This is a genomic window from Embleya australiensis, assembly GCF_051903075.1.
GTDB lineage: Bacteria > Actinomycetota > Actinomycetes > Streptomycetales > Streptomycetaceae > Embleya.
In genome coordinates, this window is the sequence record NZ_CP182423.1 from 2,377,320 (window position 1) to 2,398,749 (window position 21,430).

Annotated in this window: 21 protein-coding genes; 9 read left to right on the forward strand and 12 right to left on the reverse strand. The window is 70.9% G+C overall.

Annotated features, from left to right (window positions below; all coding sequences use genetic code 11):
* Positions 1-208: 208 nt before the first annotated feature.
* The 6 genes from ACMXN5_RS40690 to ACMXN5_RS40715 all read right to left on the reverse strand — a co-directional run bounded on the left by ACMXN5_RS40690 (position 209) and on the right by ACMXN5_RS40715 (position 6,453).
* Positions 209-400, reverse strand: a complete 192-nt coding sequence (locus ACMXN5_RS40690; protein WP_439679918.1) for a hypothetical protein — start codon at positions 398-400, stop codon at positions 209-211.
* A 123-nt stretch (positions 401-523) separates the two neighbouring features.
* Entirely contained in the window at positions 524-1,465 is a 942-nt protein-coding gene (locus tag ACMXN5_RS40695; protein ID WP_439679919.1) for an aldo/keto reductase, read from the reverse strand.
* A 445-nt stretch (positions 1,466-1,910) separates the two neighbouring features.
* Positions 1,911-2,669 carry an SDR family NAD(P)-dependent oxidoreductase gene (locus tag ACMXN5_RS40700; RefSeq protein WP_439679920.1) on the reverse strand — a complete coding sequence of 253 codons (759 nt, stop codon included), beginning with the start codon at positions 2,667-2,669 and terminating at the stop codon, positions 1,911-1,913.
* On the reverse strand, positions 2,666-4,057 hold the full coding sequence (locus tag ACMXN5_RS40705; RefSeq protein WP_439679921.1) for an L-fuconate dehydratase: 1,392 nt from the start codon (positions 4,055-4,057) through the stop codon (positions 2,666-2,668). The genes ACMXN5_RS40700 and ACMXN5_RS40705 overlap by 4 nt, the downstream gene beginning before the upstream one ends.
* Before the next feature lie 396 nt (positions 4,058-4,453).
* Complete coding sequence (locus tag ACMXN5_RS40710; RefSeq protein WP_078979967.1) at positions 4,454-5,125, reverse strand: FadR/GntR family transcriptional regulator; 672 nt, start codon at positions 5,123-5,125, stop codon at positions 4,454-4,456.
* Between the two features lie 305 nt (positions 5,126-5,430).
* On the reverse strand, positions 5,431-6,453 hold the full coding sequence (locus tag ACMXN5_RS40715; RefSeq protein WP_439679922.1) for a threonine ammonia-lyase: 1,023 nt from the start codon (positions 6,451-6,453) through the stop codon (positions 5,431-5,433).
* A gap of 84 nt (positions 6,454-6,537) precedes the next feature.
* On the opposite strand from ACMXN5_RS40715, the gene ACMXN5_RS40720 reads away from it, so the two are divergent.
* On the forward strand, positions 6,538-7,428 hold the full coding sequence (locus tag ACMXN5_RS40720; protein WP_439679923.1) for a LysR family transcriptional regulator: 891 nt from the start codon (positions 6,538-6,540) through the stop codon (positions 7,426-7,428).
* 71 nt (positions 7,429-7,499) lie between these two features.
* Here the strand turns inward: ACMXN5_RS40720 and ACMXN5_RS40725 are convergent, their stop codons facing one another.
* The gene (locus tag ACMXN5_RS40725) at positions 7,500-8,738 is read right to left on the reverse strand and encodes a porin PorA family protein (RefSeq protein WP_439679924.1); all 1,239 of its coding nucleotides are present in this window, start codon (positions 8,736-8,738) and stop codon (positions 7,500-7,502) included.
* A gap of 314 nt (positions 8,739-9,052) precedes the next feature.
* On the opposite strand from ACMXN5_RS40725, the gene ACMXN5_RS40730 reads away from it, so the two are divergent.
* Entirely contained in the window at positions 9,053-9,460 is a 408-nt protein-coding gene (locus tag ACMXN5_RS40730; protein WP_439679925.1) for a hypothetical protein, read from the forward strand.
* A gap of 293 nt (positions 9,461-9,753) precedes the next feature.
* Positions 9,754-11,025: a hypothetical protein gene (locus tag ACMXN5_RS40735; RefSeq protein ID WP_439679926.1), complete on the forward strand. Its 1,272-nt coding sequence runs from the start codon at positions 9,754-9,756 to the stop codon at positions 11,023-11,025.
* Positions 11,026-11,087: 62 nt separating this feature from the next.
* Here ACMXN5_RS40735 and ACMXN5_RS40740 read toward each other — a convergent pair whose 3' ends face one another.
* Entirely contained in the window at positions 11,088-11,483 is a 396-nt protein-coding gene (locus ACMXN5_RS40740) for a Rid family hydrolase (RefSeq protein ID WP_439679927.1), read from the reverse strand.
* 48 nt (positions 11,484-11,531) lie between these two features.
* On the opposite strand from ACMXN5_RS40740, the gene ACMXN5_RS40745 reads away from it, so the two are divergent.
* Together ACMXN5_RS40745 and ACMXN5_RS40750 are read left to right on the forward strand one after the other, a co-directional pair.
* Entirely contained in the window at positions 11,532-12,023 is a 492-nt protein-coding gene (locus ACMXN5_RS40745; protein ID WP_439679928.1) for a transposase, read from the forward strand.
* A 69-nt stretch (positions 12,024-12,092) separates the two neighbouring features.
* Complete coding sequence (locus ACMXN5_RS40750; RefSeq protein ID WP_439679929.1) at positions 12,093-12,983, forward strand: alpha/beta fold hydrolase; 891 nt, start codon at positions 12,093-12,095, stop codon at positions 12,981-12,983.
* Between the two features lie 39 nt (positions 12,984-13,022).
* On the opposite strand, the gene ACMXN5_RS40755 is transcribed toward ACMXN5_RS40750, so the two are convergent.
* Together ACMXN5_RS40755 and ACMXN5_RS40760 are read right to left on the reverse strand one after the other, a co-directional pair.
* Positions 13,023-13,277: an acyl carrier protein gene (locus tag ACMXN5_RS40755; protein WP_439679930.1), complete on the reverse strand. Its 255-nt coding sequence runs from the start codon at positions 13,275-13,277 to the stop codon at positions 13,023-13,025.
* Between the two features lie 308 nt (positions 13,278-13,585).
* Positions 13,586-15,019 (reverse strand): pyridoxal phosphate-dependent decarboxylase family protein, encoded by a 1,434-nt coding sequence (locus ACMXN5_RS40760; protein ID WP_439679931.1) that lies wholly within the window; start codon positions 15,017-15,019, stop codon positions 13,586-13,588.
* Between the two features lie 213 nt (positions 15,020-15,232).
* On the opposite strand from ACMXN5_RS40760, the gene ACMXN5_RS40765 reads away from it, so the two are divergent.
* The 3 genes from ACMXN5_RS40765 to ACMXN5_RS40775 all read left to right on the forward strand — a co-directional run bounded on the left by ACMXN5_RS40765 (position 15,233) and on the right by ACMXN5_RS40775 (position 18,846).
* Positions 15,233-15,919: a helix-turn-helix domain-containing protein gene (locus tag ACMXN5_RS40765; RefSeq protein ID WP_439679932.1), complete on the forward strand. Its 687-nt coding sequence runs from the start codon at positions 15,233-15,235 to the stop codon at positions 15,917-15,919.
* A gap of 110 nt (positions 15,920-16,029) precedes the next feature.
* The gene (lpdA, locus tag ACMXN5_RS40770) at positions 16,030-17,436 is read left to right on the forward strand and encodes a dihydrolipoyl dehydrogenase (RefSeq protein WP_439679933.1); all 1,407 of its coding nucleotides are present in this window, start codon (positions 16,030-16,032) and stop codon (positions 17,434-17,436) included.
* Positions 17,437-17,790: 354 nt separating this feature from the next.
* Complete coding sequence (locus ACMXN5_RS40775; protein ID WP_439679934.1) at positions 17,791-18,846, forward strand: hypothetical protein; 1,056 nt, start codon at positions 17,791-17,793, stop codon at positions 18,844-18,846.
* A 24-nt stretch (positions 18,847-18,870) separates the two neighbouring features.
* On the opposite strand, the gene ACMXN5_RS40780 is transcribed toward ACMXN5_RS40775, so the two are convergent.
* Positions 18,871-19,029: a hypothetical protein gene (locus ACMXN5_RS40780; RefSeq protein ID WP_439679935.1), complete on the reverse strand. Its 159-nt coding sequence runs from the start codon at positions 19,027-19,029 to the stop codon at positions 18,871-18,873.
* A gap of 169 nt (positions 19,030-19,198) precedes the next feature.
* Here ACMXN5_RS40780 and ACMXN5_RS40785 point away from each other — a divergent pair, with 169 nt between their 5' ends.
* Positions 19,199-19,867 carry a tetratricopeptide repeat protein gene (locus ACMXN5_RS40785; protein ID WP_439679936.1) on the forward strand — a complete coding sequence of 223 codons (669 nt, stop codon included), beginning with the start codon at positions 19,199-19,201 and terminating at the stop codon, positions 19,865-19,867.
* A 16-nt stretch (positions 19,868-19,883) separates the two neighbouring features.
* Here the strand turns inward: ACMXN5_RS40785 and ACMXN5_RS40790 are convergent, their stop codons facing one another.
* Complete coding sequence (locus ACMXN5_RS40790; protein WP_439679937.1) at positions 19,884-21,308, reverse strand: MFS transporter; 1,425 nt, start codon at positions 21,306-21,308, stop codon at positions 19,884-19,886.
* Positions 21,309-21,430 lie beyond the last annotated feature (122 nt).

Consider the following 21,430-nt stretch of genomic DNA (forward strand, 5'->3'; position numbering starts at 1 on the left):
TACAGTCTCAGGCGCAACCCCACGATTGCACGTCGACCTCTCAGGCGCAACCATGGGTTGCGTTTCACTGCCGACTCGTCGCGGGCAGGGAGGCGCGGTGGGGGTGGAGAGTCTGGGGGAGGGGGTGCGTCGCCGTCGAACGCGGCGACGACACCGAGCTGTTCGCCACTCGGTGTCGCGGCCGCGTCGAGAGGGCCGCCATCGGACGTTACAAACCGCCGCCGCCACCACGCATCCATGCGGAGCCGCCCTCGCCGCGACGATAGGCGGCGTGCGGTCCGCCGACCGAGTCGTCGCCCACGCGCAAGAGGTCGTCGGCGCCGGGCCCTGCGGCCTTTTGCCGGCGGCGGGCGCGGCCGGTGATCGTGTCGACGAAGCCGGTGACCATCCTGCGGATCATGGGTGCCTCCAAGATCGTGCCAGTGTCACAGTCTTTGTAACACGCGCCGACCCGCTGTGTCCGAGGGACCTCCGTCGAAGCTCGGTCCGCCGTTGGTAGGTCCGCCGACGATCCGAACTGCCATCACACGGCGCCCAGTTCCTCCCACAGCTCGTCGGGGATACGTTCGGCGGCGAGGGCGACGGTGTCCGTGATCTGGGCCGCGCTCCGGGCGCCGACCACGATGGTGGCCACTGCCGGGTGTGCCGCGACGAAGCGGAGGGCCGCGGCGCGCAGCGGTACGTCGTACGCCTCGCAGAGGTCGCGCAGCCGCAACGCCCGCGCCAGCAGCTCGGCGTCGGCGGGCGCGTAGTCGTAGGTGGCGCCCGGGCGCGGGTTGGCGAGGAGGCCGCTGTTGTAGACGCCGGCGCCCAGGACGGAGACGCCTCGGCGGGCGCACAGGTCGAGCAGGTCGGCGCCGGTGCGGTCGAGGAGGGTGTAGCGGCCGGCGAGCATGACGCAGTCGAGGTCGGTCTCGGCCACGAACCGGGCGGGCATCGCGCTCTGGTTCATGCCGACGCCGATCGCGCCGATCACGCCCTGGGCGCGCAGTTCGGCGAGGGCGGGATACGCCGCGCCGACGGCCTCGGCCCAGTGCTCGTCCGGATCGTGGATCAGCACGATGTCGATCCGGTCCAGCCCGAGCCGGTCCAGGCTCGCCTCGATACTGCGCCGCACACCGTCCGCCGAGTAGTCGCGTACTCGACGCCGCGCGGGCGTATCGACGAACCCCTCCCCGGCGGTGGGCGCGTCGGGGTCGTCAACGAGGAGCCGGCCAACCTTGGTCGAAACGGTGAACTCACCGCGCGGCCGCCCACGCAACGCGTCCCCGAGTCGGGACTCGGACAACCCGACGCCGTAATGCGGCGCGGTATCGAAGTACCGAATCCCGGCCCGCCAGGCGGCATCCACGACCGCGCCGGCCGTCTCATCGTCGATCGGCGCCCCAAGATTCCCCAACGGCGCGGCCCCGAGCCCCACTTCACTCACCAACACATCGGTCCCACCAACCACACGCCACTTCACAACCATCACCTCCCGTTCCAAACCCACCCCCGACAACCCAATCCACCCACACCACCCGAGCCCAAACCACCCGCAGACCCGCGCCGGCCGAAGCCCAGTCCGCAGGCCGGTGCCGGGCGCCTCGCCTGGCACCGAGAGCGAGCCAATCACTTCAGCCTGTCCGGCGTTTGAGGACAAAAGGCCGGCCGCAGGCCGGTGCCGGGTGCCTCGCCTCGCGTCCAGGGCGAGCCAACCATTTCAGCCCGTCCGGCGTTTGAGGACAAAAGGCCGGCCGCAGGCCCGTGCCGGGTGCCTCGCCTTGCGCCCAGGGCGAGCCAACCATCTCAGCCCGTCCGGCGTTTGAGGACGAAAAGCCGGCCGCAGGCCCGTGCGGGATCCTCGCCCGTTCCGAGTGCGGCGACAGCCCGTCCGGCGTTTGAGGACAACCCCCGACCGCAGGCCGAGTTCACGACGGCCGCAACCGCAAACCTTGCATACCGCCATCCACCGCCACCGCCGCCCCGGTCGTCGCGGAAGCGAGTGGGCTGGCCAGCGTGCAGATCGCGTAGGCGACCTCCTCCGCGCTGACCAACCGCCCCAGCGGCTGCCGGGCGTTGAGCGCCGCCCGCTCCCCGTCGGGATCGGCCGCGGCGGACAACAACCGCCCCACCCACGGCGTGTCGGCCGTACCGGGATTGACGCAGTTGACCCGAATCCCCTCCCGCACATGGTCGGCCGCCATCGCCAGCGTCAGCGCCTGTACCGCGCCCTTGGACGCCGAGTACAGCGCCCGCTGCGGCAACCCCGCCGTCGCCGCGATCGAGCACGTGTTGACGATCGCCGCATGCGCGGAAGCCCGCAGATACGGCAGGCACGCGCGCGTGACCCGCACCAGGCCGAGCACGTTGACATCCAGGACCCGGTGCCATTCCGCGTCGTCGTTGTCCGCGACGGTCCCGGCGGCGCCGATGCCGGCGTTGTTGACCAGGATGTCCAGCCCGCCGAGCTCCACGCCGACCGCCTCGACGGCGCGGACCACCGACGCGTCGTCGCTGACGTCGGCGGTGTGGCCCGCGAGTTCGCCCGGCAGGCCGGTGAGGTCGCGATCCAGGACGGCGACGGCCGCCCCGCGCGCGGCAAGCAGGCGCGCGGTGGCCAGGCCGATGCCGGACGCGCCGCCCGTGACCAGGGCCCGCAGGCCGGCGAATTCCTGATGGGTGCTCACGAGGCGGCTCCGACATGGGTTTCGGCGAGTTCGGCCGCCCGGTCGGCGATCCAGAACAGGCCGTCCGGGTAGCGGTAGGTGTCGATCGACGCGGGGTGCATCGTCGCGGAGAAGCCGGGCGCGGTGGGCGCGCGGTAGGCCCCGCGCTCGATCACCACCGGGTCGACGAAGTGCTCGTGCAGGTGGTCGACGTACTCGATGACCCGGTCCTGGAGCGTGCCGCTGACCGCGACGTAGTCGAACATCGAGAGGTGCCGGACCAGTTCGCACAGCCCCACCCCGCCCGCGTGCGGGCAGACCGGCACGCCGAACTTGGCGGCCAGCAGCAGGATGGCGATGTTCTCGTTGACCCCGCCGACCCGACACGCGTCGAGCTGCAGGAAGTCGATCGCCCCGGCCTGGAGCAACTGCTTGAACACGATCCGGTTCTGTACGTGTTCACCGGTGGCGACCTTGACCGGGGCGATCGCCGCGCGGATCGCGGCGTGGCCGAGGACTTCGTCGGGACTGGTGGGCTCCTCGATCCAGTGCGGGTCGAACTCGGCGAGCCGGCTCATCCAGGAGATCGCCTCCGCCACCTCCCAGCGCTGGTTGGCGTCCACCGCGATACGGATGTCCGGCCCCACTGTCGCACGGGCGATCCGCAACCGACGGACGTCGTCCTCGACGTCCGCGCCGACCTTCAGCTTGATCTGACCGAAGCCGTCGGCCACCGCCTCGCGGCACAGCCGGGCGAGCTTGTCATCGTCGTAGCCCAGCCAGCCGGGCGACGTGGTGTAGGCGGGATAGCCCTGCGCCCGCAACGTCTCGACCCGCTCGGCCCGACCGGGCACGGCACGGTGCAGGATCTCCAGCGCCTCCTCGCGCGTGAGCGCGTCGCCCAGGTAGCGGAAGTCGACCAGATCGACGATCCGTTCCGGGCTCATCTCGGCGAGCAGCTGCCACAGCGGTTGCCCGGCGCGCTTGGCCTTGAGATCCCAGGCGGCGTTGACCACGGCCGAGATGGCCATGTGCATGACGCCCTTCTCCGGTCCGAGCCACCGCAGTTGGCTGTCGCCGATCAGACCGCGCGAGAACTCGCCCAGATCGTCCAGGAGTTCGTCGAGGGGCCTGCCGACCACATACGGGCGCAGCGTCTCGATCGCGGCGACCTGCACATCGTTGCCACGCCCGATGGTGAACGCGAACCCGTGGCCCTCGTGCCCGTCGCCCGCGTCGGTGCGCAGGATCACGTATGCGGCCGAGTAGTCCGGGTCGGGGTTCATCGCATCGGAGCCGTCCAGTTCCCGCGAGGTGGGAAAGCGGATGTCCGCGGTGACGAGTTCGGTGACGCGGGGGACGGCGCCGGCGACCCGCCGGGGCGGATCATCGGAGTGGTGCGGGATCACGTGCGACTCCTCGGTTCTCGACCGTGCGACCCGATCGCCGAACACGGGAACGGGAATGCGCCCGAGCGGGGTGAAGGACGATCAGACATCCGATGTATACCCCGTTTCCGGTCGCTCGTCTACGATTCATCGGAGGGCTGGTCGAGAAATGCCGGGTTTACGCTGCAATTATCCTTGAAGGGGTCTGATACATCGGATCAATGGTGTTCGTCGAGAGGCCAAAGGTGCCGATCGCTCCGAATGACCCGCCACCTCCCGCATCGACGCCTGTCGGCGCCCGGCCGGACACGGCTCGACGCGGCCCCGGCGCATCCGGCCCGCCCGGCGCACCGCGAACCCGGCCACCCCGTCCCGCTGCATCGCCGACCGACCGCAGGATGTCCGCGCCTCCGGAACTCAGGCCATCCGCCGCAGCCACTGCTCGACCCCGCTCGTGTGCACCGTCGACCACGCGTGCGCCGCCGCCGCGTCGTGGTTCTCCAGGGCGTCCACGATCGAGTGGTGCTCGCGGATCGTGCGCAGCCACGAGTCGTCCTCGGTCAGTCCGCGCCAGATCCGGGCACGTGTGGTCGGGCTCGACAACGTCTCGAGGAGCGAGCACAACACCTGGTTGCCGCTGAACACGGCGATTTCGTGATGGAAGCGCAGATCCTGCTCGATCAGCGCCTCGTGCCCCGCGTCCGGACTCGGCGCGTCCGCGAGCGCCCGCAGCTTCGCGATGCCCTCCGCGTCGATCCGCTCGGCGGCCAGCGCGGTCGCCGCCGGTTCCAGGATCCGGCGTACCTGGAGGAAGTCGAGCACGCTCTTGTCGTGGTGGAAGTCGACCACGAAGGAGATCGCGCCGAGGAGCAGATTGGGCTCCAGGCTCGTCACGTAGGTGCCGTCGCCCTGGCGCACGTCGAGGATCTGGATCAGCGACAGCGCCTTGACCGCCTCGCGCAGCGAATTCCGGGACAGGCCGAGCTTCGCGGCCAGGTCGGCCTCCTTGGGCAGCTTCTCGCCCGGCTGAAGCTCCCCGGAGACGATCATGCCCTTGATCTTGTCGATGGCTTCGTCTGTGACCGCCACGCCGATGACCCTTCCAGAGATCCGATGACTCCCCAGTATGGCGGGTCGGCCCGTACATGGACAGGGCCGCCCGCCGGCACGCGCGGGAGCGGGACCGGGGAGGGTCGAATCGGGTGGGGTGCGGGGCTGATCCGCGGCATCACCGGAGCGGGGAAACCGGGTACGGAGGGCGGCGGCGTCGCGATCCGGTCGCCGTCCGGGATGGTGTACCGCGCGGAGACCCCGTCAGCCGTCCGATCTTCCGGCGTACTCCGCAGGCGGGTCCCGTAGATCGCGTCGCCGTACATCCGGGCCTCCGCGATCGCTCAATCGTGCCCTTCGCCGAGCGCCGCGATCTCGGCCGGCGACGCATTGCCCCCGGAGCACATCACCGCGACCCGGCGTCCCGCGAACTCGGCCGGATGGGTCAGTACGGCGGCCAGCGCCGCGGCCCCCGCGCCCTCGGCCAGGGTGTGGGCGTGGGTGGCGAACAGCCGCTGGGCGACGGCGATATCCGCGTCGGAGACCAGGAGGAAGTCGGCCAGACCCTGCCGCAACAGCCTTTGTGGCAGGGCGAATCCGCGGCCCGTGGCCAACCCGTCCACGACGGTGGTGTTGGCGCGCGTGACGCACGTGCCGGCGCGCCAGGAGTCGTGCGCGGCCGGCGCGGCGGCGGACTGTACGCCGATCACCCGGCAGTTCGGGGCGAGTTCGGCGGCCACGAGGACGGCGGCCGCGGCACCGGTACCACTGCCGATCGGGACCACGATCGCATCCAGGTCGGGCCGGGCGGTACAGATCTCCAGGTACGCGGTGCCGACACCGGCCACCAGGGCCGGGGTGTCGCCGGGGCTGACGAGGAGGGCGCCGGTATCGTCCGCGTACTGCTCGGCCCGCCCCTGTGCGCCGGCCATGTCCGCGCCGTGCAGCACCACGCTCGCCCCGAGCGCGCGCACCGCCCGCACCTTGGCCGGGTTCGCGCCGGCGGGCATCACCACGGTGCCGGTCACGCCGAAGGCGGCACACGCGTAGGCGATCGACTGCGCGTGATTGCCCGTCGAGTAGGTGACCAGGCCGCGGGCCCGTTCGGCCGGGTTCAGGCCGGCGAGCAGGGTCAGGCCGCCCCGCACCTTGAAGGCGCCGACCGGCTGCACGTTCTCGTGTTTGACGTAAACCTCGGCGCCGGTGGCCGCGTCGAGCGCGGGATAGGACCACATCGGGGTCGGTGGGAGATGGCCGGCGAGGAGATCGCGGGCGCTGAGGATGTCGGCGAAGGTGGGCGTGGGCGAGGGCGTGGGCCTGGGCTGGGGAGAGAGGGCCGGAGGGGGAGCGGTCGGGTCGGCTGTCATGGGGCCATCCTGCGGTGCCGGCGATTCATTGGTCCAATGCCATTTTTGTGGGTCATCCATCGATGGCATCGATATATTGGCCGCATGCTCGACGTCACCCGACTGCGTGTGCTCGCCGCCGTCGCCCGGTACGGGTCGGTCACCGACGCGGCTCGGGCGCTCGGGTACGCGCAGCCCTCGATCAGCCATCACCTGTCGCGCCTGGAGGCGGAGACCGGAAGTCGGCTGATCCAGCGGGTGGGGCGCGGAATCCGGTTGACCGACGCCGGGCGCATGCTGGCCGAGCGGGCCGAGGAGATCCTGGGACGGCTCGACGCGGCCGAGGCGGAGCTGGCCGCCCACACCGGGCTGCGCGCGGGCCGGGTGCGCCTGGCCGCGTTCCCCTCCGCGCTCGGCACCTTCGTTCCGCGCGCCGCCGCCGCGTTCGACGCCGCCCACCCGGGTGTCGAACTGCGCCTCATCGAGGCCGAACCGCCGGACGCGGTACGGCTGTTGCGGGCCGGTGAGGTGGACGTGGCGGTGCTGTTCACGCATCCGGGCACGGTGTCGGCGGACGACGACGGGCTGCGCCGCACCCGGCTGCTGGTCGAGCCGATTCATTTGGTCACGCCGCTCGACGTGGCCGGTGACCGGGTCGCGGACCACGCCGAGCGGCGCTGGATCACCGGCTGCGAATGTTGCCGTACGCAGCTGGTCCGCTCGTGCGCGGCGGCCGGATTCGTCCCCGACATCGCGTTCACCACCGACGACTACGTCGCCGTCCAGGCCCTGGTCGCCGCCGGCCTCGGGGTCACCACGCTGCCGGGCCTGGCCCTGGCCGCGCAGCGCAACGCGGCGGTGCGAACGGTGCGGCTGGCCGATCAGGTACGCCTGGTGGACGCGGCGGTACACGGCGCCGCGCCCGACCCGGCGCCCACGGCCGCGTTGCTTGCGGAGCTGGGCCGCGCGGCGGCGGGGGCGTTGGCCGAGGGGTGATGGCTGGGACGGGTGCGGCCCGGCCGCCGGGGTGGGGGTCCCCGGGGTCGGGCCGCTTGCGGGGGCGTGGTTCAGGTGGTCGAGGCGTTGTTGGTTTTGTGGTTGGTTCCGGCATCCGATTCGGAATCGGCATCCGCATCGGCATTGGAACCGGCAGCCGGGACGGACGAGGCGGTGTTGGTGTCCGCCTTCGTGGTCGATTCCGTGGTTCCGGCCGCGGTCCCGGATGCGGCCCCGGATGCGGCCCCAATCGGCGCCGGATCCGGTGACGGCTCGGGAGCGGCGTCGGTCTCGGTGCGCGGCCCCGGGACGGCCGGGTCGGGCTGCGCCCGCCGGGCCCGGAATTCGAGGTACACGGCCAAGCCGAGCAGTGCCAGGCCGAGGAGCAGCGCGACCAACGGACCCACGACGCCGAGCAGCCACAGGGCCTGCGCGCCGTCGGCAGCGGTGTCGGCCAACTCCGCGCGCGAGGCCGGCGTGGTGGTCATCTTGAGCTGCACCACCGGGAAGACCTCGGTCGGGGTGCCGTTCGCGGTCACGGCGGTCGCGGTGACCGACTGGGTGGATTCGAGGTCCACCGTGGTGCCCGTTTCGCTGTCGACCCAGCCGGTGAGGTCGGTGGTCGACGTGTACGCGAGGGGTGTGGGATCGGCCCCGTCGGTCGGATCGGCGGGCCGATTCGGGAACGCGACGCCGGCCAGGCCCTGCACGGCCGCCTTGGGCATCGCGGGCGGCAGCGAGCGCAGCGTGTCCGGATCGGCGAGCGGGCCGCTCGTGCGGATCGAGAACACGTACGTCTCGCGGCCGGCGCGTTGTTCGGTGCGGATGTACGTCGCCGGGACGGTCGTCTGGGTCGGCGAGTCCCAGAACGGATAGTTCTTCTTCTTCGGCTCCAACGGGAAGCCCGCGGTCAGACCCTTGTGCGGATTGGCGCGGACACCCTTGGGAATGGACCGCTCCAGCAGCGTCTTGCGGTCCACCGCCCAGCGGTTGTCCACGTCGGTCAGGATCTGCTTCTGCGGACCGGACACCACGGTCCGGTCGCTCAGCACGATCGTCGAACCGGAGGTGTGCACGGCGTGCACGTGCCGGTCCACCTTCACCGGCAGGTCGCGCACGATGGCCCCGGACAGATTGCCCGCCTGCAACGCCTGGGGATCCAACATGGTCATGCCGCCGGCGAAATGCATCGTGAAGTCGGCGTCGTCGGGCACCTGGTGCACGGCGGGCAGCACGGCGAACCGGGTCACCGCACTCGCCGTCACCAGCAATGTGGCGGCGGCACCGAGATACCAGGACGTCTTTCTCATCAGACCAGCCTCCGCAGGTCGCCAGATGGCCCCGGGAGGGCCGGATGTCCTCCCGTCGCGTCGGCGCACGCGACCTGTTGGCCCGTACCCCACCAGGATTCGCAACGGATTGCGCCAGATACCACGATTCCCACCTCAGTACGGTTGGTTCGTGGTATATCGGGCGTACGAGCTGTTGCGCCTCACTTGAACCGGCGGTCGTCGAGCCGTCGTTGCCGTTGCCGCTGCCGTTGCGGGTGGCGTTGCGAGTGCCGCTACATGTGTCGTCGCAGTGTGCGTTGTGAGTGTCGCTGCGATTCCCCGAACATGCCTTCATGCAGCTTCTGTTGCAGCTCGCCATGCAAGTCCCAAGTCAGGGGCTTTTTTTGACACCCCGTCGGAAACATGAACAGCTCTTGGTCGTCCGCCGGGTCACTTTGTGCAAAAGTGGACGAAAGGGCGTGATGTCTCATCCGACCGAGCCCAGCAGAGGTGGTGCGATCATGCTCGTGGTCTACGAACTGTGCGCCGAATACGTCGAATCGGCCGCATCCGCCGGAGCCGCCGGGGATGACACCGCCGCCCGGGTCAGGCTCTGGCACATGATCCGCAACGCCGGCACCGATGCCCTGTGTGGCCGCGTCCTCCGACCGCAGGCCGAAACCAGGTCGGATCTCGAATGGGGCACCATCCACCCCGTCTGCCACACGTGCGGCGCTCTCTATCTCCGCCAGGTGCCCTGACGCCGCCGACTATCGGTCGAGAGCCGAGGGCCGGAGTTTCGGGACCGGGTCCCGGAGGTTGATACGCCCTTACCTTATGGGAATTTGCGTACAGCCTGAAGGCGCATCGCTCGCTGTACGGTTCCGCGACAACGAGCCGCCGGGGACGGGCGCGGCATCGGGTGTGCGTACATGTCGGATCGATCGAGCCGCCGGGGGAGTCCGGGGGTTTCGACGGCATGCGCGTTTCCGGGGTGCGTTGTGGCGTCGTGCCGAGTGGCGCGACGGGGTGGACACGAATTACAGGGGTGCATGTGGCGAATGCCGATGTGGTGGCTCGTGCGCGAGTCGCGCTGTTCGACGTCGAGCGGTTGTCGGCGGAGCGATTGGTCGGGATCTACCGGGTGTTGGGGGAGGTCGACGGGCCGCGGCACTACGCGCGACGGTTGGCCGTGGCGTTGCACACGACCGGGCACGTCTTCGCCCGGCACGGGGTCGACATGGGTCTCACCCTCGGGCGGCTGACCGAGGCGATCGAGTTGTGCCGGGGGCTGGACCCGGCCGAACACCGGGACCGGGACGCGGTGTTGCGGGGGATGCAGGCCACCCACCAATGGGCGCTGTACCGCTACGGGCGGCGGCGGGAGGCACTTGCCGTCCGACGCGAACTCGTCGCGCTCGCCCGAGCCGGAGGGGGTGACCGCTGGGCCCTGGCCGAGGCGATCCTGGCGCTCGCCGTCGGACTGGTCGAGGACGGACGGGACGACGAGGCCGAGTCGTTGTTCGCCGAGGCGGTCGCGGTCACCGCCGGGTTGCGGCGGGACTACCGGTTGACGGCCGACCGGCACTGGTACGTCACCGCCTTCGCGGGCCACCTCGCCACGCGCGGCCGCTTTGCCGAGGCGGCGGAGGTGTACGCCCCACTGCTCGACGGCGGCGGCAACGGCAGCGGCCTCGCCGTCGCCGTCGACGCCATGCCGGACGACCGTCGGGTGCCGATCCTGCTCTACGGCGCCCACCTGCTTGCCGCCGCGCAACGGCGCGCGGAGGGGCGGGCGGTGTTCGCGCGTGCCGTCGAGGTGTATCGCCGAGGTGTCGAACAGAGCCCGGTTCGGGGGCCGGTCCGTGGGCCGTTCCGTGGTTCGGTGCACGGCCTGCGCCACGACGAACTCGCCCACCACCTAGCCGTCTTCGGCGCCGCCGACGAGCCGGCGGATGTCGCGCACGCCACGACTCGCGACCACTGGTCGCCGACGCGCCTGGAAGGGTACGTCCACGCCGAAACCGCGCTTCGTGGCGCGCTCGACGCCCCGACCACCGGCGCCGCCGAACGCCTGGTGCTCGAACGTCGGCTCAACGTCCGGGCCACGTTCGCGTACATGCCCCGGACCGACGTGATCGATCGGCTGCTGCCGGCCTTCGCCAAGGCCGTCGACCACGCGCGGGCGTTCGCCGTCGCCGATCCGGACGCCGGTACGCCGTTGCTGGTCCGCGCCCTCACCGACCATGCCCTGCTTCTGGCCACGGTGGGTCGGGCGGCCGAGGGTGTCGCCGACTTCGAGGAGGCGGGCGCCCTGTACGGGTGACGGTGAACGGCGGTGGGCGGGATCGGTCCGGGAGCCGTTCGGCTCCCGGGCCGATCCTGGCCCTACCGGACGGCCAGGCCCTCGATTTCGATCAGCATGTCCGGGTCGGAGAGGGCGGTGACGCCGACCAGGACGGTGGCCGGGCGGCAGTTCTCTCGTTCCAGGCGCGCGGTGATCACGTCGAAGTGGCCGGCGACGGCGGCGACGTCGAGCGCGAAGTAGCGCAGTCGCACGACGTCCGTGAAGGTGAAGCCGGCCTCGTCCAGTGTTTCGGCGATCCGGTCGAAGGTGGTCTCGATCTGGCCGCGCAGATCCCGTACATGCACGATCGCGCCGTCGGGCCCGCGGGATTCGTGACCGGCCAACACCAGCCACCGATCGGGGCGGTCCACCGAGACGGCCCGGTTGTAGCCGAGTCGATCGCCGAACATTCGAGGTCCGATGTCCTGCCTGTGCATCGCATCATCCTTCGCCCATGAGCCTGGAGGTTGGCAAAAGCTGGCAAAATGGCGCAAGTTGCCCCGTCGACTCTAACCAACTTCCCTGCCCACCCCCACCGAACACGCCGCCTCGTCCGAGATCCCCACATCGGTGCCGTGTCGGATGGGTGGGTGCGTCGTTGGTGGGGTGTGGGTCGTTGGGATGGGCTGACGGATGGTCAGTGGGCGCTGGTGGAGCCTCTGCTGCCGGAACGGGCGCGGCGGCGGCGGGGCGGCCGGTCGCTCGATCGGCGGGCCGTGATCGACGCGGTGGCCTGGAAACACGAGCGCCGGTGTGCGTGGTGGGAACTGCCGGAGCGGTTCGGGCCGTGGCGGACCGTGTATCACCGGTACACCGTGTGGGGCAACGACGGCACCTGGCATCGCATCCTGACCCGGCTCCAACACTGCCCCGACCCGAACGGCAATCTGGACTGGCTGATCGAGGTCGACGCGGCGCTCGGGGCCCGGGCGACCGGTGCGCGGGGCGAGCGGGGGGACGAGTCGGCGGTGTCGTGATGCCCGGCGGGTCGTGGCCGCGCGCATCGGCGTCCGGCCGATGTGCGTCTGCTCTGTCACGATGTTGACATGCGTGTGTCCATAGGTGACATCCGGCTCTATTTCGATGTTGATGGTCCGAAAGTCGTTCCGTACGGCCCGATCATGGTCGAGCGGCCGACCCTGGTGCTGCTGCACGGTGGTCCCGGCGCCGACCACTCCACGTTCAAGCCCGCGATGTACGCCGCCGCGCGGTTCGCCCAGGTCGTCTACCTCGACCAGCGGGGCAGCGGGCGGTCCGAGCGGGGCGATCCCGCGTTGTGGACGTGGGAACGCTGGGCCGACGACGTGGTCGCGTTCTGTGACATCGTGGACATTCCCGCGCCGATCCTGGTGGGTACCGCGAGCGGCGGGAGGGTTGCGCTCACCGCGGCCATTCGGCATCCGGGGCGGGTCGGCCGGCTCGTACTGGACAGCGTGTTGCCCGGCCGTACCGACGAGCGACTCGACGTGTTCGAACGCCTCGGTGGCGCGCGGGTACGGGAGATCGCCCGTCGCTACTGGCAGGGCGAGCGTTCCGACGAGATACGGCGGGGCTGGGAGCAGGACTGCGTACCGCTGTACTCGCGACGTCCGGACGGCGACCCCGGCGCCGCGGATCGCACGCGCCGGATCCGGTGGAACCACGATGTCGTGGAGCGGTTCCGGTACCACCTCGCCGACCACTTCGAGGAGTGGATCGGGCTCGACGCGGTCACCTGCCCGACGCTGGTCCTGGCCGGCGAGTACGACCCGGTGACCACCGCGAGCGCGGCGCGGCGCCTGGCGGCCGGCCTGGTCAATGCCGAGACCCGGCTGCACGTACTGCCCGACGCCGGTCACGGAGCCTTTCAGGAGGCGCCGGAACGGTCCCTGGCCGTGCTCCGGGCCTTCCTGTCCGGACGCAACGGCGTGTCCGCGCGGGCCGAGCGCGGTGGGTGATCGCCGGCGGCGGGTGATCGCCGGTCGCGCGCTCCGCGATCAGGCCGTACCGCCCGCGCGCACCTGGTCGACGAACTCGGCCAGGCCGCTGGGCGTGACCCGCGCCAGGATCGCCGCCGGCGCGACGGAGATGCCGTACCGCTTGCCGAGCACGTCCGCGAACTCGACCGCGAGGGTCGCGTCCACGCCCAGTTCGGCGAAGGTGTCGTCGGGGTCGATCCGGGTCACGTCGAGGGAGATGAGTCGGGCGGTCTGATCGACGATCTCCTCCAGAAGAGCGGCGTTCACGGACATGGCGTGGCTCCTTGGCGGGTCATGGATGCGTCCCGGACGGGGGAGAGGGGGCGGTACACGGACACGGGCGTGGCGGCCGACGGCGAGGATGTTCCGGGCCGGCCCGTCGACCGGGGCCCGAGGCCGCCGATCGACGGCATCGGCCCCTGTCGTACCGGGGGAAACGCTAGTCGGCGCCCACGTTCCGGCGGTAGGACACAATCGGTGCGGCGCGGGTGGCGAAGCATGGCGAATCGCCGTGACGACCAGGCCGGGGGCGGTTCGGCCGGGCGTGGCGCGCGGGTGCCGCGCCGGGTGCCGGGCCGGGCCTACAGGGGCGGGTTGAGGCCCTCGAAGAAGGCGAGTAACACGGCCTCGCGCAGCGCGGGCGGCAGGTGGTCCAGGAGCGCGTGTACCGGGGCGAACCGGCCGTCGGTCAACAGGCCGGTCTCGACCATGAGTTCGGTCAGCGCGTCGGGCGACACCCCGCCGTCGGCGGCGGCGAGCGCGGTGAGCCGGTCGACCGCGCGCAACTGCTCGGTGGTGGGCAGCGGTTCGCGGCCGGCCGCGGTGCGGGCGGCGGTGCGGAGCGCGTGGAGCAGATCCGGGACATGGGGGCCGTGGGTCGCGGTCATGGTCAGATGGATCGTCGGCGGTACGTTCGGCTGCGACAGCTGGGGCTGCACGGCCCAACCCAGGCGCTCCAGTTCGTCCAGGAAGGCGAAGAAGTCGACGCCGTTCGTGGTCACCGCGACCAGGCTGGCGGCGGGGGTGCCCAGGACACGGAGTTCCGGGATCTCCCTGACGCCGTCGACCAGTTCGCGGGTGGCGGTCAGTGTGCGGGTGACCAACTCCCGGTACCCGTCCGCCCCGAGGTGGCGCAGCACCGCCCACGCGGCGGCGATCAGTCCGCCCGACTTCGAACTCTGCATGGTGGGATTGACCACCGGATAGCCGGTCCAGGCGGACCCGACGAAGTACTGGGTCCGGCGTAGCGCCGCGGTGCGGTACAGCAGGATCGAGCAACCCTTGGGCGTGTAGCCGTACTTGTGCAGGTCCACCGAGATCGAGTCCACGCCGGGGACGCGGAAGTCCCAGGCCGGGACGGGGTGTCCGAGCTGTTCGGCGAACGGCAGCACCCAGCCGCCGATGCACGCGTCCACGTGGCAGCGCACGCCGCGCCGGGCGCAGATCGCGGCGATCTCGGGGATGGGGTCGACGACGCCGTGGCCGTAGGAGGGCGCCGAGGCGACCACCAGGACGGTGTCGTCGTCGATCGCCCGCTCGATCGCGGCGACGTCGGCGGTCATCGTGACGGGGTCGATGTCCACGATGACGGGGTCGAGGCCGAAGTATCCGGCCGCCTTGGCCCAGGCCGCGTGCGCCGAGCGGGCGAACACGATGCGCGGGCGGCCCACGTCGGGGCGCGCGTCCCGGGCCGCCTTCGCCGCGAGCAGGCAGCTCTCGGTGCCGCCGCTGGTCCAGCTCCCGGCGGCGCCCGGCGGGGCGTGCAGCTGCTCGCCGACGATCGCGACGACCTCGTGCTCCAGCGTGGCCACGCTCGGGAAGGAGGTCGGGTACAGGCCGTTGACGTGCAGATACAGCTCGAACGCGCGGACCGCGACATCCTCGACCGAGGCCGAACCCGAGTCGAAGGTATTGGCCACCCCGGGCCGCCCGCGCCCGGGCTCGTCCCCGGCGTGCAGTGTGGTCAACTCCGCCAGTACCTCGGCCGCCGGCCGCCCGTCCGCGAATGTGCCCATTCGTGCCTCCCGATCGTTCCCTCGATGCGACCGATCACGACCCGATCCGGCGGTGTTCCCACGCGCTTCGACCGGGGGTTCGGGCACGGTAGCGCGGCGGGTGCGGGATGTCTGTAGGGATCGACGCGCGGTGTTCGGCCCCCTCCCGAGGGGGCGCGCCGCCGATCGGCGCAATGCCCGGTCGAACCGGGTCGTGGGGAGTGGGCTGGGGTGATGACCGAGGAGACTGCGGGTACCGTCCGTCCATCCACCGACGCGTTGCCCGGGCGGGTGGCCGCCCGGCGACGCGAACTCGGGTTGTCCGTACCGGACATCGCCCGCCGTACGGGGCTGCCCGGCGGGTGGGTGCACTCCGTCGAGTCCGGTTCGACCGCGCCGTCGGCGCCGGCCCTGTCCCGACTCGCCGACGCGCTCGAAACCACCGTCGACGACCTGCTGGCCCCCTCGTCCGCGGCCTTCACGCATCGGCTCGCGCCCGCGCCGCCGGGTCGGGAGCCGGCCCCGGAGCGGGAGCTGGTGGTGATGACGGAGGAGGAGTGTCTGGCCCGGGTCGCCCTGCAACTGGTCGGCCGGGTGGCCGTGCTGGATGCGCCCGATCCGTTCGTACTGCCGGTCAACTACGTGCTGCTCGGCCGCGACGTGGTGTTCTGTACCGCCGCCGACTCGTCCCTGGCCCGCGTCGCGGGCCCGGTGCTGTTCGAGGTGGACGACATCGTCGACGCGGCGCGGATCGGCTGGAGCGTCCTGATCCGGGGCACGGCGGAGCCCGACGACGACCCCGCCGACGTGCCGGGCGCGGACGAGGGCCCGTGGCCGGCCGGGCGCCGCGACGTGTGCATCCGGATCCGCGCCGAGCGCATGACGGGGCGGCGGGTGCGACCGCCGGCGGGGGAGGCGTAGCGGGCGCGGCGAGGCGGGTGCGGCGGCGTCCGCCGGGGCGTCCGGAACACGTGCCCGCGAGGGCGCCCCGGCCGTCCCGGGCCCGACGCCGGCCGCATATCGTATGGATCATGAGCAATCACTTTGACGTCGTCGTCCTGGGTGCCGGTCCCGGCGGATACACCGCGGCGGTTCGCAGCGCACAGCTCGGACTGCGCGTCGCGGTCGTCGAGCAGAAGTACTGGGGAGGTGTCTGCCTGAACGTCGGCTGCATCCCGTCCAAGGCGCTGCTGCGCAACGCGGAGCTGGCGCACATCTTCACGCAGGAGGCCAAGACCTTCGGGATCCGTGTCGAGGGCTCGGTCACGTTCGACTACGAGGCCGCGTTCAAGCGCAGCCGCAAGGTGGCCGACGGCCGGGTCAACGGCGTGCACTACCTGATGAAGAAGAACGGCATCACCGAGTTCGACGGGCTCGGCACGTTCGTCGACACGCACACCCTGGACGTGTCGCTCACCGCGGGCGGCGTCCAGACCGTCACCTTCGACCACTGCGTCATCGCGGCCGGCGCCACCACCCGGCTGCTGCCGGGCACCTCGCTCAGCGAGCGTGTGGTCACCTATGAGGAGCAGATCCTCACCGACCGACTGCCGGAGAGCATCATCATCGCGGGCGCCGGCGCGATCGGCGTGGAGTTCGCGTACGTCCTGCACAACTACGGCGTGAAGGTGACCATCGTCGAGTTCCTCGACCGGGTCGTGCCGCTCGAGGACGTCGACGTCTCCACCGAACTCGCCAAGCGCTACCGGCGGTTGGGCATCGAGATCCTGACCTCCACGCGGGTCGAGTCGATCGACGACAGCGACCCGAACGCCAAGGTCCGGGTCACCGTGACCCGCGACGGGCAGCAGCAGGTACTGGAGGCGGACAAGGTCCTGCAGGCGATCGGCTTCGCGCCGCGCGTGAGCGGATACGGCCTGGAGAACACCGGCGTCGCCCTCACCGAGCGCGGCGCGATCGACGTGGACGGCCGCGGCCGGACCAACGTCCCGCACATCTACGCGATCGGCGACGTCACCGCGAAGCTGATGCTCGCGCACGCGGCCGAGTCGATGGCGGTCATCGCCGCCGAGACGATCGCGGGCGCCGAGACGATGGAACTCGACTTCCCGATGATCCCGCGCGCCACCTACTGCCAGCCGCAGATCGCCAGCTTCGGCTGGACGGAGGCGCAGGCGCGGGAGAAGGGCTTCGACGTACAGGTCGCCAAGTTCCCGTTCACGGCCAACGGCAAGGCGCACGGCCTGGGCGACCCGGTCGGCTTCGTCAAGGTGATCAGCGACCGCACCCACGGCGAACTCCTGGGCGCCCACCTGATCGGCCCCGAGGTCACCGAACTCCTCCCCGAACTCACCCTGGCCCAACAGTGGGACCTCACCGTCCACGAGGTGGCCCGCAACGTCCACGCCCACCCGACCCTCGGCGAAGCCGTCAAGGAAGCCATCCACGGCCTCGCCGGCCACATGATCAACATGTGACGAGGCGTGCCTTCGGGCTCGCCACGCCGGATCCCGAAGCCGGAGCCACCCGCTGAAGCCTCCACGACGGCGATCCGGACCACTGCGGGATCCCTCCGGGATCGCCCCCGGCCGTCGATCGCGCCCGCACAGGCGCGATCGACGGCCTCCTTTGACCCGGCCGGGCCATTGAGCCCGATGACGAGGGCGAACTCCCTGAAGAATCGGGACCGTTCGCCTGCACCGCAGGCAAACCACGGTTGCCGACCGCGACAGAACCTGTTCCGTCTCCGCTGCGTTGTATCGACTGGGGTCGCGGCTGCGGGTGTTGGTTGTTGTGGGGGAAGTGGCAGTGGGGGTGGCTAGGTTGCGTGCATGATCTTTCGTGAGCGTGCTTTGTCCAAGGCGGTTGACCAGCTTGAGCGGGCCTTGGGGGAGCAGGATGAAGTGTTGCTCAATGAGGCCTTTCATGCGTTGAGCGGCGCGGTGCAAGGGGCGAAGCCGGCGAGTTGTGTGGAGGCGGGGCCGCGGATGGCGGCGTTGTTGCCGCGGGTTCCGATGGGGGCCGAGGGGATTCTTGCCGTGATGGTCGGGGCCTGTGTGGAGCACGGGGCCGATCCGGAGGCATGTTCGGGGCCGATCCTCGCCGGGGTGGGTGAGGCCATGCGTGACGTGATGGCGTTTCCGGCCTTGTGGGAGGAGACGGTCGGGGGCGAATTGCCGGAACGCGACCACCTGATGCTGGGTGAGGTGGTGGAGCGGATCGCGGCGGTCGGTGGCATGGACGGGCGGAAGTTCGGGGCGGTGTCCGCGTGGACGCAGTTGCCGCTGTGGGAGATGGCCGGTGTCGCGGTGCTTCTCCACGCCGAGATACGCCGGGCGGTACAGGCCGACGGGACGTTGGTTGGGCTGGTCGAGAAGGCCGCACAGGGGGATGCGGACCTCAAGTGCCTGCGCTACCTGCTCAAGATGTTCGACGACGAGCCCTTGGTTGTTCTGCACCGTCCCTCCGGGACGGGATACCGGATGCGGGTGAGCCGGATCGGGGACAACTTTCAACTGCACACGCTGCTGGCGCATCTCCTCGTCGGAGGCGGCCACATTGCCGGTGAGGCGCCCTCGGCCGAGGTGGTGGCCGCGGCCCGGGATACCGCGCTCGATGGGGAATTGCAGACGAACGGCGCGTTCAACCTGTGTGCGGCGGACGGCTCGTGGATCTGGAACGAGGGCTGCCCCGCGGATATCCCGCTCGTCGACGGCGAGCGCCTGTTGGTGCTGGATCCGCCGACATATGGCCGCACTTGGAGCGCCGGCCGGTTCTATCCGGCCCTGCCCGGCGACCTCACCCTGGAGGCGGTGCTGACCCGGGCCGAGACCGAGGCGTATCTGGCCAAGACCGGCCCCGCCCGGGCTTGGCCGGACGCCGACTGACATGTACCGCCGCTTGTGTTCGGGTTACTTTCGGCGGTTGTGGTAGGCGATGGTGAGGATCGCGAGTAGTGGGCCCCAAAGGATCAACGGGGCGTAGCAGATGTAGTAGGAGGCGGCTTCCCAGCCGCCCACCCGGCTTGGGAAGTCGTCGGGCAGGTCGTCGCCGCGGATGGTGGTGCCCATGATTTCGGTGGTCAGGGTCAGGACCGTCCACAGGAGGGTCAGGAACGTGGCGCCGAGGGCGGCGACGATCGTGACCGGCTTCGGGGGGACTCGACGGCCGCGCCCTCCCGCCGTGCCGCACCCGCCACTGGACTCGCGGCTTCCGATCCGCGCATGCCGGGGGCACTTGATGAGCGTCGACGAACGTTTCGAGCGGGCGAGGTTGTTCTACGAGCGGTCGGTATTCGGTGGTGAAGCCGCCGCGTTGCCCGCCGCCGATCAGGAACTCGACGCTGTCGAGGCCGACTTGGCTCTGGCTCGGGGTCGTGTTCTGCACGCTCGCTTTCTTGAGCGCCGGGCGGGCGGGGAGGATCCGCGTGAGTCGGCCCTGTTCGAACGTGCCGCGGAGCTGTACCGGAATCTGGGTGACGAACGCGGCGAGGGCGAGGCGCTGTTCTGGATCGGCGTGCTGCACCAGGTGATCCGGGACGACGACGCCGCGGCGGTGCCGGCCCTCGAACGTTCTCTGGAATTGGCCACGGGCGTCGACGACCGGCGGACGATGTCGTACGCGCTCCGGCACCTGGGCATCGCCGAACACCGGGCCGGCCGGCTCGATCGGGCGCGGGAGCGGTTGGAGTGGTCGACCCGGCTGCGCCGCGAACTCGACTTCCCCGCCGGGGTCGCGGCCAACCTGGTCGGCCTGGCCTACATCGCCGCCGGCCAGGATCGCCGCGACGACGCCCTCGCGCTGATCGAGGAGGCGAGCGCCCTCGCCGAGGCGGCCGACGCGAAGGGCATCACCGCCTCGATCGAGGAGTCCCGCGCCGCCCTGACCGAGGCCATCCCGCCCGCCTGACACCGCGACGCGGCCGTCAACTCGCCGGTTCCGCAGGTGCGTTGCGGGGCAACAGCAGCACGGCCGGCAGGCACACCACGGTGACCACGAGCACCGTGACCAGGCTGACCGTCATCGCGTGCGCGGGCGCGCCGGCGTGGAAGTAGATCGTGGTCACCGTCGCCGAACCGATGCCGGCGGCCAGTTGTTGGATCGCGGTGAGCGCCCCGCCGGCGCTGCCCGCCTCGTCGGGCGCGATGTCGCCGAGGGCGATGTCGAAGATGGTGCCGAAGCACGTACCCATCCCGAGGCCGGTGACCAGCACCGCCGGGGCCAGGGCCCACAGGCTCAGGTCGGTACCGTGCGCGACGACGAGGGCGAGCAGCCATCCGGTGCCGACCAGGGTGATCAGCATGCCGATCAGGATGAGTGTGCGGCCGAGTCGCCGGGTGAGGGCCATGCACGCGCCGGCGGCGATGATGATCCCGATGGTCAGCGGCAGCAGGCCGAGGGCCGCGTCGCGGGGGCCGGCGTTCAGGGCCTGCTGCATGAAGAGCGAGACGACATACGTCGATCCGCTGGTGACGGCGAAGAACAGCAGGCCGACGATCAGACCGGCCGTGAAGCCGCGATTGCTCAACAGCGACGGCTTGATCAGCGGGTTCGCGGCGGTTCGCTGGCGTCGCGCAAACAGGGCCAGCGCGACCAGGCCGACCGCGAGGGAGCCGATCGGCAGGGCGTCCCAGCCGTTGGCGGATCCCTCGATGAGGCCGAACATCAGGCCGAACATGGTCACGCCCAGATAGCCGGCGCCGGGCCCGTCCACGGTGAGCGAGCGATCCCCGTCGTCGTGCGGGAGCAGGCGCAGCGCGGCGACGACGCCGACACCGCCCAGGATCAGGTTGACCAGGAAGATCGGCCGCCAGGACAGCCCGGCCACATCGGCGTCGATGACGAACCCGGCCAGGACCGGCCCACCGACGGTGGCCAGGCCGAGCAGCGGGCCGAACAGGTTGAACGCCTTGGCCAACATCTCGCGCGGAAACGTCCTGGTCATGATCGCCATGCCCTGCGGGAGAAGCAGCGCTCCGAAGGCGCCCTGGACCACCCGGGCGACCACGAGCAGCACCGGATCCGGCGCCAGTCCGCAGCCGGCCGAGGCCGCTGTGAAGCCGATCATGCCGATCAGGAACAACCGGCGCTGACCGAACTTGTCGCCCAGGCGACCGCCGACCACCAGCAGTACACCCATGGCCAGCGCGTACGCCGAGCCGAGCCACTTGATCAGCGTCTCGCCGCCGCCGACGTCGTCCACGATCGTGGGCGCGGCGATGTTGGTCACCGTCGAGTCGATCATGTCCAGGGCGTCGGCCACCAGGACGAGGCCGAGGATCAGCCACAGGACGGTTCGTGAGGGTGACGCCTGCGTCGGCGTCGGGGCGGGTTCGGTGAGGACGGACATGGCGGACTCCGGAGGCAGGTCGGCATAAGGGGCGTGAACGGGGTGGGCCCGCCGGGCGAGCAGGGCGAGCGAGGCGAGCGCCCTTCCAGAGGACCACACTCACTACAAAACCGCAATCACTA